At 42.4% G+C, this 13,595-nt stretch carries 15 protein-coding genes and 1 riboswitch; of the genes, 11 read left to right on the plus strand and 4 right to left on the minus strand.

Translation table 11 applies throughout. From position 1 onward, the window contains the following. The first annotated feature begins 90 nt into the window (after positions 1 to 90). Entirely contained in the window at positions 91 to 681 is a 591-nt protein-coding gene (locus CHRO_RS04565) for an AAA family ATPase (protein ID WP_015153008.1), read from the plus strand. 40 nt (positions 682 to 721) lie between these two features. On the opposite strand, the gene CHRO_RS04570 is transcribed toward CHRO_RS04565, so the two are convergent. Next, a complete protein-coding gene (locus tag CHRO_RS04570) occupies positions 722 to 1,036 on the minus strand; it encodes a hypothetical protein (RefSeq protein WP_015153009.1) in 315 nt (104 codons plus the stop codon). Positions 1,037 to 1,075: 39 nt separating this feature from the next. Next, positions 1,076 to 1,155, minus strand: a riboswitch (Glutamine riboswitch). Between the two features lie 358 nt (positions 1,156 to 1,513). Here CHRO_RS04570 and CHRO_RS04575 point away from each other — a divergent pair. The 6 genes from CHRO_RS04575 to uraD all read left to right on the plus strand — a co-directional run bounded on the left by CHRO_RS04575 (position 1,514) and on the right by uraD (position 5,814). Further along, complete coding sequence (locus tag CHRO_RS04575) at positions 1,514 to 2,188, plus strand: amino acid ABC transporter permease (protein ID WP_015153010.1); 675 nt, start codon at positions 1,514 to 1,516, stop codon at positions 2,186 to 2,188. A gap of 137 nt (positions 2,189 to 2,325) precedes the next feature. Beyond that, positions 2,326 to 2,979 (plus strand): amino acid ABC transporter permease, encoded by a 654-nt coding sequence (locus CHRO_RS04580; RefSeq protein ID WP_015153011.1) that lies wholly within the window; start codon positions 2,326 to 2,328, stop codon positions 2,977 to 2,979. A 51-nt stretch (positions 2,980 to 3,030) separates the two neighbouring features. Beyond that, positions 3,031 to 3,918, plus strand: a complete 888-nt coding sequence (locus CHRO_RS04585) for a transporter substrate-binding domain-containing protein (protein WP_015153012.1) — start codon at positions 3,031 to 3,033, stop codon at positions 3,916 to 3,918. A gap of 101 nt (positions 3,919 to 4,019) precedes the next feature. Further along, positions 4,020 to 4,808, plus strand: coding sequence for an amino acid ABC transporter ATP-binding protein (locus tag CHRO_RS04590; protein WP_015153013.1), 789 nt, complete (start codon positions 4,020 to 4,022; stop codon positions 4,806 to 4,808). A gap of 62 nt (positions 4,809 to 4,870) precedes the next feature. Further along, positions 4,871 to 5,230: a hydroxyisourate hydrolase gene (gene uraH / locus CHRO_RS04595; protein ID WP_015153014.1), complete on the plus strand. Its 360-nt coding sequence runs from the start codon at positions 4,871 to 4,873 to the stop codon at positions 5,228 to 5,230. A gap of 83 nt (positions 5,231 to 5,313) precedes the next feature. After that, positions 5,314 to 5,814 carry a 2-oxo-4-hydroxy-4-carboxy-5-ureidoimidazoline decarboxylase gene (gene uraD, locus CHRO_RS04600; RefSeq protein WP_015153015.1) on the plus strand — a complete coding sequence of 167 codons (501 nt, stop codon included), beginning with the start codon at positions 5,314 to 5,316 and terminating at the stop codon, positions 5,812 to 5,814. 38 nt (positions 5,815 to 5,852) lie between these two features. Here the strand turns inward: uraD and CHRO_RS04605 are convergent, their stop codons facing one another. Continuing rightward, complete coding sequence (locus tag CHRO_RS04605; RefSeq protein ID WP_015153016.1) at positions 5,853 to 7,583, minus strand: iron uptake porin; 1,731 nt, start codon at positions 7,581 to 7,583, stop codon at positions 5,853 to 5,855. Between the two features lie 327 nt (positions 7,584 to 7,910). Next, a complete protein-coding gene (locus CHRO_RS04610; protein ID WP_015153017.1) occupies positions 7,911 to 8,186 on the minus strand; it encodes a hypothetical protein in 276 nt (91 codons plus the stop codon). A gap of 322 nt (positions 8,187 to 8,508) precedes the next feature. Between CHRO_RS04610 and CHRO_RS04615 the strand changes: the two genes are divergently transcribed. The 3 genes from CHRO_RS04615 to hpxO all read left to right on the plus strand — a co-directional run bounded on the left by CHRO_RS04615 (position 8,509) and on the right by hpxO (position 12,408). Beyond that, positions 8,509 to 9,189: a putative antibiotic biosynthesis monooxygenase gene (locus CHRO_RS04615; protein ID WP_015153018.1), complete on the plus strand. Its 681-nt coding sequence runs from the start codon at positions 8,509 to 8,511 to the stop codon at positions 9,187 to 9,189. Positions 9,190 to 9,690: 501 nt separating this feature from the next. Continuing rightward, positions 9,691 to 11,142, plus strand: coding sequence for a uracil-xanthine permease family protein (locus CHRO_RS04620; protein WP_015153019.1), 1,452 nt, complete (start codon positions 9,691 to 9,693; stop codon positions 11,140 to 11,142). 105 nt (positions 11,143 to 11,247) lie between these two features. Then, entirely contained in the window at positions 11,248 to 12,408 is a 1,161-nt protein-coding gene (gene hpxO, locus CHRO_RS04625) for an FAD-dependent urate hydroxylase HpxO (RefSeq protein ID WP_015153020.1), read from the plus strand. A gap of 39 nt (positions 12,409 to 12,447) precedes the next feature. Here hpxO and CHRO_RS33160 read toward each other — a convergent pair whose 3' ends face one another. After that, positions 12,448 to 12,657: a hypothetical protein gene (locus tag CHRO_RS33160; RefSeq protein ID WP_219336081.1), complete on the minus strand. Its 210-nt coding sequence runs from the start codon at positions 12,655 to 12,657 to the stop codon at positions 12,448 to 12,450. 64 nt (positions 12,658 to 12,721) lie between these two features. Between CHRO_RS33160 and CHRO_RS04630 the strand changes: the two genes are divergently transcribed. Beyond that, complete coding sequence (locus CHRO_RS04630; protein WP_219336082.1) at positions 12,722 to 13,588, plus strand: SMP-30/gluconolactonase/LRE family protein; 867 nt, start codon at positions 12,722 to 12,724, stop codon at positions 13,586 to 13,588. The last annotated feature ends 7 nt before the right edge of the window (positions 13,589 to 13,595 follow it).

A 13,595-nucleotide genomic window follows, 5' to 3' on the forward strand; every position in this document is an offset into this window, starting at 1 on the left:
GAGTGGAAGAATTGAAAATAATTTTCTACTCGTATAATGTGTAGCTTCTTTGTTCCCCCCTTAAAAAAGGGGGGCTAGGGGGATCTTTTCATGAGTGAGGTAGTTCTGCGATCCTCCAACTTCCTTAAAAAGGGGGCATTAGATCAGTCGTACACGGGTTTACTCTTTACTCCCTACTCTCTAATTCTGCTCGTTGGTTTACCAGGGAGTGGAAAATCTACTTTAGTAGGACAACTGGTAGCAGCAGACTCAAAGCTACAACCCATATCAACTGACAAAATTCGAGAACGCCTATTTGGGAATGAGGTGATTCAGGGGGAATGGTTGCTAGTTTGGCGCGAGGTGCAACGGCAATTTCAAAGGGCTGCAATTCAAATTTCGCGCGGCGAAGTCAGTACGGCAATTTACGATGCAACTAATGCCCAACGCAGACATCGGCGAGAAGTCATCGTTTACGCTCGTGCTGCGGGGTTCAAGCAGATTGTAGGACTTTGGGTCGATACTCCTGTATGGTTATGTCTAGCGCGAAATCGACGGCGCGATCGCCAAGTCCCTGAAGAGGTAATATTACGGATGCATCGTCAGCTGCGCGATGCGCCACCGAGTTTATCTGAAGGGTTAAATTGTTTGCTGCGTTCCAGTCAATTATCTGTTTGCACTTCAGCCGCTTCACCAAGTTAAGGTAGTAGGAACGCACACCGCACGCTCCTATTAAGTCTAACTAGCTGTAAAAGGGTCGAAAGCTTCTTTCTCTTCTTAGCGGACGATTGTATGATTCCTCAATCCAAGTTCTCACTTCATTTTCTGAGTTAAAATCAAACGTCTCGCCTGTTATCGGGTCGTAAAGCTTCCACAACGAACGACCTATTTTATCTTCGGTTTGCCACACTCGCATTTCTGCATTGTGACTCCAAGCGGTAACGAGCGATCGCCACATCTTTTTCAACCACGATCTGCGAGTTGGTCGATTGTGTTGCGGTTCTGGTTTGTAGTTGTAAATTTGTTCTAGTTTTTGAATGTTTTGTTGATAATTCATCACGATCTCGCCTCCTGAAGGAATCAGGTCATTATTTCGCGTGCGTTCCTTCTGGATATTTCCTTACTTCCGTCTCTCTCAGCATCCGGTGAAGAGTGTTTTTAAGAGAGATGAACGATTTATTTTCTGTATTTATTGTAACTAAATTTTCTGAAAATCGGTTGAAATCTTAGTTTAATAGTCACGAAATTCTGACAAAATGGCGAACAAGCATGGAATTACTCCTCGCAGCTTCAGATTCTTCTACATGATTTCTGCTTTCATAGCGGCTTTCAATTGGGTAAAACACGCAATCGAGAATTGCTATCAAGAGTGACTTGTATCGATCTACACAGAACAAAAGACGATAATTGTATACAGTATTCAAAATTATGTAACTGACTTAAAAGTTAGCATTACTATTGCTAAGCTACTGCAAGTATTTGGCGCGATCGCACTAACTTTTGACTCCTAACTTTTGACTTTTGACTTGCTACTATGAACTATACCTTTGATTTTTCAGTGATTTGGAATAACATAGGTTTGTTTACGGCGGGAGCATTTGTCACCATTAGGTTATCGTTAATTGCGATCGCCTTTGGATTGATTCTTGGCATCGTAGGAGCGTTATTTAGAACCTCTGAAAATCGGTTTTTGAATTGGTTAGCGATCGCCTATGTTGAGGCTATCAGAAATACGCCATTTTTAATCCAACTTTTCTTTATATTCTTCGGATTGCCGAATTTAGGTATTAAGCTAACAGCAGAACAAGCAGCAATTTTATCATTAGCTGTCAACTTTGGAGCTTATTCTACAGAAATCGTCAGAGCAGGTGTAGAAAGCATTCATAAAGGGCAAGTTGAAGCAGGCTTGGCACTAGGATTTAAACCCTTATCGGTGTTTCGCTATATTGTTTTAACTCCGGCATTATCAAATATTTATCCAGCTTTAGTTGGTCAAATTATTCTTGCGGTTTTATTTACTAGTGTTGTCTCTCAAATTGCAGCTGAAGACTTGACATTTGCTGGGGACTATCTGAATTCCAGAACTTTCCGCAGTTTTGAGATTTACTTCACGATTTCTCTCATTTATCTAGCTATTGTTTGGTTAATTAAAGGATTAACTTACGCTATAGAAAAACGGTTTTTTGAATTTGCTAAATATAGACGCTAATCCATGACATATTTATCGTGTTTTGGCTAGTGTACGGGCGGGTTTATCAAACACTTAAGACTACGGCAAATATTTACGATAAAAACCCGCCCGTACAAATGCATCACTTTTGACTTTTAACTTTTGACTTTCTAAAAATGGATGAATTTACTATACCAATCATTTTGAAAAACCTCATAATTGCAACCCAATGGACGTTGATTTTATCTGCTATCGCATTTATTAGTGGTGGAATTATTGGTTTTCTCGTGATGTTGATGCGGATTTCTCCGAACCAGTGGATTCGAGGCATTAGTTGGATTTACATTGAGTTTTTTGAAGGAACGCCGCTATTATTACAATTGTTTCTTGCCTTTTTCGGACTCTCTGTGGTTTTCGGAGTTAATTTGTCACCTTTACAAGCAGCAACTTTAGCTTTAACGGCTTTTACTAGTTCATTTTTAGCAGATATCTGGCGGGGTTCTGTAGCTGCTATTCCTCAAGGACAATGGGAAGCAGCATCAGCATTAGGTTTTGGCTATTTCAAAAAACTTAGATTGATTGTATTACCACAAGCACTCAAATTATCGATCGCACCAACCGTAGGATTTGCCGTACAAGTTATCAAAGGAACTTCTTTGGCTTCTGTAATTGGCTTTACTGAATTATCTCGCGCTGCGGCGCAAATTAATAATGTGACTCTGCGATCGCTATTAGTATTCTCACTTGCAGGTTTGATTTATTTCTGCTTGTGTTATCCCCTTTCTATTTTAAGTCAAAATTTAGAACGAAAATTAACATACAAAGCTTGAAAAAATCAGTCTAACGGCTAGTTCCGACTCCCGATTTCCTATTTACCTCAAATGAACGCGATTCCTAAAAAGTGGCTGCAATTCATCACGCTGTTTTTGGCAAGTTTATTAATGACGGCGAGTATTGCTGCTTGTAACTCGTCAGAATCATCTTATGTCAAATCGATGTCAGTGACATCTGGTACTGCGTCAGCTACTAGCCTACCTGGTGTAAATTCTAGAACAACGCTAAAACAAATTCAATCTACTGGCAAGGTACGAGTTGCTGTTCCAGATGATTTTCCCCCGTTTGGTGCTGTGGGACCAGATATGCAAGTGCGCGGCTATGACATTGATGTAGCACGGGAGATAGCTAAAGGTTTAGGGGTCGAGTTGGAATTAGTCCCCGTGGTTGGTAATTACCGAATTCCGTTTTTGCAAACAAATCGGGTAGATATGGTAATTTCGAGTTTGGGTAAGAACAAAGAACGAGCCAAAATTATTGATTTTTCCATACCATATGCTCCTTTTTTCTCAGGAATTTATGGCAGACAAAATGTTAAAGTTGCTTCTATGGAAGACTTGAAAGGTCGTACCGTAGGTGTTGCTCAAGGCTCTTTAGAAGATTTAGAACTGTCTAAACTACCTACTGGAACAGTTAAAATGAAACGTTTTGCTAGTAACAGCTTAACGGCATCAGCATTAGTATCGGGACAGGTAGAACTGATTGCAACTGGCAACGTGGTAGCGGCTAAATTAATGCGAGATAACCCCGATAAACAAATCGATCGCAAGCTTGTGCTGAAGAATTCTCCTTGTTACATTGGCGTACGACCTGGTGATACCGATCTTTTACAAAGAGTTAATGCGATTATTACAGATTTGAAAACATCGGGAAAGTTGAATAGTTTTTCTCAGAAATGGTTGGGAGAACCTCTGGCAGAATTGCCTACTGTATAAAAAGTCAAAAGTCAAAAGTTAAAAGTCAAAAGTCAAATGTATAGTGGGCATTGTCCACCATGCAAATAGATATAAATAGTTAATGGGAAAAGTATCAGTTTATGGCATACTCTCACTCCGCAATAAGTTCAAGTAATATCGCTAGTACTGACTTAGAGCCAATTGTTATTGCTAGAAACGTGGAAAAGTGGTATGGCAATAATTTCCACGTTTTGAAAGGCGTTAGCCTGACAGTTAATCGAGGTGAAGTCGTGGTTTTAATGGGACCATCTGGTTCGGGTAAATCAACTTTTATTCGGACTTTCAATGGTTTGGAGCCTTATCAAAAAGGTAGCATTGAAATTGATGGAACGAAGATTTCTCATAATCTCAAAAATATCGAAATCGTACGTCGAGAAGTGGGAATGGTGTTTCAACAATTTAATTTATTTCCTCATTTAACTGTACTAAAAAACGTGACTCTCGCTCCAATTCATTTGCGCGGAATGACAAAAAGCAAGGCTGAAGAAATGGCGATGCAACTATTAGAAAGAGTCGGAATCGACCATCAAGCAAATAAATATCCAGGTCAACTATCTGGCGGACAACAACAACGAGTGGCGATCGCGCGTGCTTTAGCAATGAAACCAAAAGTCATGTTATTTGACGAACCAACATCAGCTCTCGATCCAGAAATGGTACAAGAAGTATTGCAGGTAATGCGATCGCTGGCTAATTCTGGGATGACGATGGTTTGCGTGACTCATGAAGTTGGTTTTGCTCGCGAAGTTGCCGATCGCGTTATCTTTCTAGCTGATGGTTGTTTAATAGAAGATACCACACCATCGGAATTTTTCAATAACCCAAAAGAAGAGAGAACTAAAAAGTTTCTGTCGCAGATTTTGCACTGAATTCCTGTTAAAATCCGAACGATGTATCAGCGCGATCGCAAATTATATTTGCATTGATAAATATGGTAGGTAAACTTACTACACATGTCTTAGACACAGCTCAAGGTTGTCCCGCTCGACAAATGACAATTGAATTGTGGTCGGTTAGCTCAAATGGAGAAAAAACGCTATTAAAAACTATTCATACTAATAATGACGGTCGTACGGACTCACCATTATTAGTAGATGAAGAACTCAAATCAGGTATTTATGAACTAGTTTTTTCTGTCGGCGATTACTTTACCAAACATATAGAGAACCTACCTCAGCCAGCTTTTCTCGATCGCGTACCGTTACAATTCGGAGTCGCCGATCCTAATTCTCACTATCACGTTCCCTTACTCGTTTCTCCCTGGTCTTATAGTACTTATCGAGGTAGTTAAGCTTAATTTGGATCGCGCAAAGACGCAAAGGCGCAAAAGTGTTCTTTGCGTCTTTGCGTGACAATTCTTTTCTAGGTAACTTGATGATGATTTCTCTAACAGAACTGAACCAAATGAGCCAAGATGAGTTTGTAAAAACCTTGGGAGCAGTGTTTGAAGATACGCCCGCGATCGCTTATCATGCCTGGTACGAGCGACCGTTTAAAAACGTAGCGCAATTACATCAAACAATGGTAGATGTTGTCAGAACTGCCAGTCAAGACGCACAAATAGAACTCATTCAGGCACATCCTGACTTAGGTAGTAAAGCCAAAATGGCAATGGCATCGGTACAAGAACAAGCTGGTGCAGGTTTAGACCGTCTTACACCTGAAGAATACGATCGCTTTTTATCTCTAAACCAAGCCTATAAAAATAAGTTTGATTTTCCGTTTATTATTGCCGTTAAAAATCACACAAAAGATAGCATTCTTGCAGCTTTTGAACAACGGTTGCAAAATTCTATTGAAACAGAACGAAACCAAGCTTTAGCAGAAATTTTTCAAATTGCTAAATTTCGTTTAGATGCGATCGTATCACAGTAGGGGTGCATAACTATGCGCCCCTACCAATGTTTGATTTTTTAAAACTTAAACTGAGCGCGTAAATTACCTACATAAATATTAGGATTGTCACTGAAATTATTCGGATTGGCAATCAAATAAAACGCGGGAACTAGAGCAATGTTATCCGTAATTGGGTAATAGTAAGTTGCCTCAAACTCATATTGTACGCCGCCATCACCACCACCAGAAACTAAAAAGTTCCGACCGTCTAAAACAGCAAATGGTCTGAGATAGGAAAATGTTAACAATGCTCCTTCTTTACCTAAATCGGGAAAAGCTAATCCTGCTTGAATTGCCTGTACGTCAACTTCTCCATCCAGTCGTCCATCTGTAGTAGGTTTAACATTCGTACTCGCATAGGTATATCGTCCAAATAAACCAATGCCTTGAGTTACTAACCAATCAAAATTGAAGTTCCAAGTGTTAGCTGTAGCATCTTCAATTGAACCGCCAAACCCATCATCGACAAAACCATAAATCGGTTCGCCAATTGCGCCACCTACCCGTCCGTTCACTGCTTGAATGTTAGAACGGTTGTAGAGAAATCTCAAGTTCAAATTCTTGCCAGGAGCAAAGGCTAATTCTGCTGTAATTGTGTTAGTTGGTTTAAATAAACCTTGACTAGGATTACTAGAAGTATTGAACGCAGAACCAGAAAGAAATTCTGTATTCTCGCCTAAATAACCAGCAGTTAATTTGAATTGGTCGTTAATTTCCCAGGCTACGACTGCTCCTGAACCTCTATCGACGGAATTAAGAAGAGTACTACCAATCGAGTTGTAGCTACTTGCTCCGGTTAAATATAGAGTGAAGCGGTTATTGTCAAAATGACGAAACCAGTTAACGCGAGGACCAACTGTAAATTGTAGACTTTTCCCAACCGGAAAACTATAGAATAATTCGCGCACGATGACATTATTATCCGCTCCCGTCACACCTTTTTGATCCGTGTAAGGTACGCCAAAGGTATTAAATAAACCAGCAGAAGCAAATGTATTTGCAGGAGAATTCCCATTCCCGGCTACGAGTTGGGTGACGAGGCTATCCTTACCTGTGAATGAAGTGTTGAAATTGAGGAAAAGGTAATCGCTGAAGGTAACATTAGGGTCATCGCTAATCGTCCGGCGTACAGGTCTACCATCAGCTCCCCGCGCCGGAACAAAAACACTGGTTCCCTCTGCTGTTATATCTCCATCGGCAAAAGCTCCAGTCACGTTGAGGAAGATATTAGCAGTTAGTTTTGTCGTCGTGGAAAATTGATTTGCTTCTAATTCTGCTGTTTGTGTTTCCAAAGCATCGACACGACGACGCATAGTCGCAATTTCAGCTGCAAATTCTGCTTGCAGAGCTTGCAAGGTGTCTAAGTCCTGTTTGTCTACTACATCGGCGCTGGCTGTAGCAATGAGTTCGTTGACTCTGTCTAAACAGGCATTCAACCCAGCCGCAAACTCATATCTCGTTAATGCACGATTACCGCGATAAGTTCCATCAGGATAGCCAGCAATGCAACCGTATCTTTCTACTAAAGATTGTAATGCTTGAAATGCCCAATCTGTAGGTTGTACGTCCGAAAGCTGAGATACAGATGTGACTTGTGCCATAATATCTAGATCGGTCTGAGATGATTCTAAATTATTCTCATTTGCCTCTACTGGTAGTACGCCGATTGAAAGACTTGCTGCTAATAAACTTAACCACAAAGTTATTTTAGCTGTCGCTTTTACTTGACAGAAAAAACCTGAATCCATGACTCCTCACACGCATAGCAAACTGGCAATAACAGATAGCAATCTGTCTTACTCTAAACAATTTAAAAATTGAAAAAACAGATTTATAGTGGCGATCGCACTCTAGAATTAAACTCGATCCAATGTCGAGTACACATCCTTACTTTTAGCTTTCAAGACCCGATCGGCTTGCAAGCATACTGTATACGCTAGTGTAACTTGAGTGAAAAAATTGTAATTCCAACTACAAAAAAGTCTAGATCGCAGTACGAACTTTCGATCTAGACGCGATTGTTATTCTAGAAATCCCTAGCTCGAAAAATCTCCTTTGGCAGACGTTGAGAGATTTTAATTCATCAACAGCCAAAGTTTTTGCAGCGAACTGGTGGAATTTTCTTGTTGCTCGAATTCCTTGTTAGCCCAGCACCGTTCAATATACTCTACTTGTTGTTCGCGATCGACTAATTCATCGACAAGTAAGGAAATTAGGACTCGCCAAGCAAAGTCCAATCCTAACTTAAATGTAGAAGCTTTACCATCTGGATTGGGAATTCGGCTGGGAATGAGTTCTAATTGTTGGTAGTTTTCCCACTGAGAGTTGCTTGTTTGGCTGAGAGTTTTCACAATCGTCCTCCTCAATTAAAGTCATTGCAGGAGGCACTTCTAAACCTGTCACCACGACGCTTGACAATTACGCGAGTTAGAATTGCGCGGTTTGTGAGCGTATGTCCGAATCTTTTTCCGTGCCTTAAGATACATTTTTATTATATAACAAGATGAACTCTTGTTACATATCTGTATTTAGAAACATTTTTGCTCTGTCGGCTCTCTCTTTGAGCAGAGATAAAAGCTGTATTCAGCTAGCTCAAAACCCTTCTGGAAAAGAATTTCGATCGAAAATGCTAGTTTGAAATATGGCACGATTTTCTACTCTTCCAACTAGCTAATGCTCAACTCAGATGATGAGGAAATTTTTTATTCCAGCGTGGCGATCGAATACATTGTGCCACAGGGGAAAGAAGCTGTTTTTCTCAAATGGCACGATCGCTTAGTGAGTGCTGCCGCACATTACGAGGGGTTTACTCGCACAGATCTCTGTCCGCCTCTGGAATGTCGCGATGGAGTCGTCAAATGGTATTCCATCATGCACTTCGACACACCGACTCGGTTAAATCGGTGGCTGCAATCAAGCGATCGCGATCGCGTGATGGAGTCAGGACGAGAGATTTTCCAAATTTACAAATTCAAGTCATTGACGACTGGCTTAGAGGGATGGTTTTCTCTCCAGTCTGGTATAGAGAAAACGAGTTTGGGTCTCCCAGCATGGAAGCAAGTCTTATCGGTAGTTCTGGGATTGTATCCCACAGTCATGACGCAATCGAGAGTATTTGCTGCTTTTGGTATCATGCAGTCTTGGTCGCCTGCTAGTTCGATGTTGGTGAATAACCTGATAACATCCTCAATTTTGACGTGGTTGGTGATGCCATTGGTAACGCGGTTCATGAGATTTTGGCTACAACCTGCTTTTCGTTTAAGTTCGGTTAAAACCGATTTAATTGGAACCGCGATCGCGTTGATTGCACTGGGAATGATGGCAATATTATTCGAGCAGTTGTCCAAATCATAAAACGCATTCATCGCACTTCGATCGCACCACTTAATATTTCAGATCCGCAGCAGGCTTGTGTTGTTAGAAGTTTTAGTATACTGTATACCATATCTATCGAGTTTATGTTTAGACAGCAATGCTCGATGCTTGCAATTTCCTGACTACGTGACAATCCTAGAAGTAATTTAACAATTTTAGACAGCGACCAAACGAACATTTTTGTAAATTGATGTTTTGTAGCCAAAAATACAGAATATTAAATCTGGAGACAATTTGTATTTCAATCGCTAAATAATTTTAAGTTGGCGAGTCAAGAGAGGAGAGATAAACGATCGTGAATTGTATTAAATAATGCAAAAACTCGCGAGAGAGTTGAGATTTAATGACAAATTAGTAGTAAAAATCGACTAAACTCCAGCAGGCGATCGTTGGGAAAAAAAGAGGCGATCGCGCGTGCATGACAATAACGAAAATAGTTTTATAAACCTCGCAAATAAGCGCTGAATTTGAGGAATCCTGATGGCAAAAGTGAGTGTTCAATCGACTCCGCAAACTGAGGAGCGCAACGCTGTAGCACCTGTCAATAGGCTAATCTACGGACTGAACGACAAGCCTCCATTTATCGAAGCAGTGCTAGCAGCCATGCAGCACGTTCTAGCGATCTTTGTCGGTATTATTACTCCTCCGTTGCTGATTGCCAACGCTTTAAAGCTGAACCCAACTGACACTAGCTACGTCGTCAGTATGTCACTGTTTATTTCAGGAGTCTCGACATTCATTCAAGCTAGAAAAATTGGACCAATTGGTTCGGGATTGCTCAGCATTCAGGGAACTAGCTTCTCTTTTCTAGTGCCCATTATCTCCGCAGGGACAGCAGTAGTCGCAGCCGGAGGAACCCCAGAAAGAGCGTTGAGCTTAATCTTTGGCTTGTGCTTCTTTGGCGCGTTTATTGAAATAATCTTGAGCCGCTTCTTACACCTAGTTAGAAAAATTATCTCTCCCCTAGTCACGGGTACGATTGTTTGCGTCATCGGTCTGACCCTGATCAAAACGGGGATTATCAGTATGGGTGGAGGGGTAGCAGCGCAAAGAAACGGTACTTTCGGCAGCTTGCAAAACATAGGCGTTGCCACATTGGTACTGCTGACCATCATCGTGCTGAACGTGAGTAAAAAGCCAATGCTGAGGATGGCTTCAGTTGTCATTGGACTGCTAGTCGGCTACGCTGTGGCAAGCGTGTTAGGCATGGTTAACTTCAGCGGTTTGGGAAATTTGCCGTTAATCGCCTTGCCAATTCCATTTCGTTATGGACTGAGCTTTGACTTTGCTGCTTTCGTACCATTTATTCTGCTTTATATCATCACCACAGTAGAATCGATTGGCGACCTCACAGCCACATCAGCGGTATCTGGAGAGCCAATTAAAGGCGCGACTTACATGCGGCGAATCAAAGGGGGAATTTTAGGAGATGGCGTAAATTCTCTGATTGCGGCATTATTCAATACATTTCCCAACACGACATTCAGTCAGAATAATGGCGTGATTCAAATTACAGGTGTGGGTAGTCGCTATATCGGCTACTACATTGCAGCCATACTTGCCTTTTTGGGTCTATTTCCAATTGTGGGTGGGATCTTCCAAACCTTACCGCAAGCTGTGTTGGGTGGTTCCACGATTATCATGTTCGGCTCAATTGTTGTCGCAGGAATTAACATTCTCTCATCAGTAGAACTCGATCGCCGTGCGATGGTAATTGTCGGTACATCCTTGGCAATGGGGTTAGGGGTGACTTACACGCCGGAAATTGTTGATGCATTGCCACTAGCAATTAAAAACGTTCTCTCTTCTGGAATTTCCGCCGGAGGACTGACAGCTATCTTATTAAATTGGTTGTTGCCTTACGAGCAAAAAGAGGTTCTTGTTGGGCAAGACGATTCTAATGCTGACGAACTTGCAGAGTTAGAAGCATGAGCAAAATTCAAAAGTCAAAATTTTGAATTGTTTTGGTCGCTGAGTTGGGACAAGTTAGGTAGAGGCAAGTTACATAGGGGCAAGTTACGCAGGGGCAAAGTTACAATGTATAACCTCAAGGTTGTCATCATCGGTGCGGGAATTGGCGGTTTAACCGCAGGTATCGCTCTGCGTCAGGCAGGGTACGAAGTCGAGATTTATGACAGAGTCAAAGAACTGCGTCCGGCGGGTGCAGGAATTTCATTGTGGTCGAACGGTGTAAAAGTCCTCAACCGTCTGGGGTTAGGGGAAAAGATGGCGGCGATCGGCGGCTTGATGGATCGAATGCAATATCTTACCCTTAAGGGGGATGTATTAAGCGATATCGATCTGCATCCCTTAGTCGAGGAAGTCGGGCAGCGTCCCTATCCAGTCGCTCGTACTGACTTGCAACAAATGCTCTTGGAGGCTTATCCCGGCGAAGTCAAGCTAGAACATAAATGTATTGCAGTCGAACAAGACGAGAATAGCGTTACGGCAATTTTTGAGAACGGACATCGTACCACAGGCGATCTACTTATAGCAGCAGACGGAGTGCGATCGCTTCTGCGCACGTATGTATTAGGACAAGAAGTGCAACCCAACTACGGTCATTACGTCAACTGGAATGGTTTAGTTCCCGCCAGCGAAGATTTAGCCGCAAAAAATTCTTGGGTAATTTTTGTCGGCGAACACAAACGGGCTTCAATGATGCCAGTAGCAGGCGATCGCTTCTACTTCTTTTTTGATGTTCCTTTGCCTAAAGGTACTGTTTCCAGCCCCGAAAATTACCGCGCCGAATTGACAGAACACTTTCAAGGCTGGGCGCAACCCGTCCAAAATTTAATTCAGCGTTTCGATCCCTATAAAACAAATCGTTTAGAAATTCACGATGTGGGACCGATTGACCGGATGGTACGCGGTAGAGTTGCTTTACTCGGAGATGCCGCGCACGCTACTTGTCCAGATTTGGGACAGGGAGGTTGTCAAGCAATGGAAGATGGGTTGGTGTTAACTCAATACCTGCTCACAACAAATATTAGTATGGAATATGCCTTAAAACGCTACGAAGCAGACCGGAAAGAACGGACTAGCGCTGTAGTTGAAAAAGCCCGCAAACGCGCCGAAATGATTCACGGTAAAGAGCCAGAAATTACCCAAAAATGGTATCAGCAACTTGCACAAGAAGAACCAGCAGATGTTAGAGGTGCGATCGCTAAAGTGATTTTAGCTGGACCATTGCGTTGAGGGAATTCGGAATTAAAAACTCTTGACAAGATTTTTCCCTTAGAGCAAACTCAAGTAGCCTTTGAATATCTCGAAGAGGAGAGGTATTTTGGCAAAGTGGCGATCGCTTTCTAGTATTCCTGGCTGAGCTATGTTGAGAACGCTTTTCCGTACAATTGCACTCGCCGCCGTGCTGCTTTCTAATACCAGGGCGATCGCATCTCCTTTAACTATTGCAAGTTTAACTCCAGCGCGCGAAGAAACTCGCATTGGCTTACCGAATGGGTTTCAATACCCAAATGGCATTGCCCGCGCTAGTGACGGAACACTGTACGTGGGTTCAGTGACAAGCGGCAAAATTCTCCAAGTTCGACCAAATGGTAGAATTGAAACTTTCTTCTCAGGAAATAATGAAATATTTGCCGCTAATAGTCTGCGGCTCGACGAGCAACGCGGTATTTTGTGGGGAGCCTCATCAGACTTTTTAGGCGTGCGCGGTGTTGATGGCAAAGTCACTCGCCGTCCCCATCGGATCTTTGCACTCGATATTCGGACTGGTAAAGTGCTGCGGGTGGTTTTGATGCCAGATGGCGGCTTTGGTAATGACATGGCGATCGATCCCAAAGGTGGAGTTTACCTCACTGATAGTAATCGTCCTCGCATTTACTATCTTGCACCTGGAGCCAAGCAACTTCAGGTTTGGGCTGAAGACGATCGCTTGCGCTCTCAACCAGTTGGTTTAGCTGGAATTGCACGAGCAGCTAACGGTATCGTAGTTGTGGGGCTGTTCTCCGGTGGCAGATTATTCAAAGTGACTCCATCACCACAGGGAACGCAAGTAGACGCGATTTCGCTGCAACGCTCGATTGAAAATCCAGATGGTATGGTCTTTGCTCCAGATGGTTCGCTACTCGTATTAGAAGGAGCGATCGCCAGTGGTAACGGTCGTCTGCTCTGCATTCGTGACATTCTTACACCTGCATCGCAACCAAAAGCGATCGAAGTCTTAGCGGACAAAATGGAATCGCCCGTTAATTTGACTGTAGCAGATCGACAAATATGGGTGACAGAATCGCGCATTCGCCATCGTCTCATTCCAGGAAAAGAAACTGCCATTCCCGATCGCTTTTTCATCCGCCGTTTTACGTTACCGTCTTCTAAGACCACCAAGACTTCTTGGTTAAGATTCGATCCCCCCTAACCCCCCT

Source organism: Chroococcidiopsis thermalis PCC 7203, from assembly GCF_000317125.1.
In the GTDB taxonomy this organism is placed as follows: Bacteria; Cyanobacteriota; Cyanobacteriia; order Cyanobacteriales; family Chroococcidiopsidaceae; genus Chroococcidiopsis; species Chroococcidiopsis thermalis.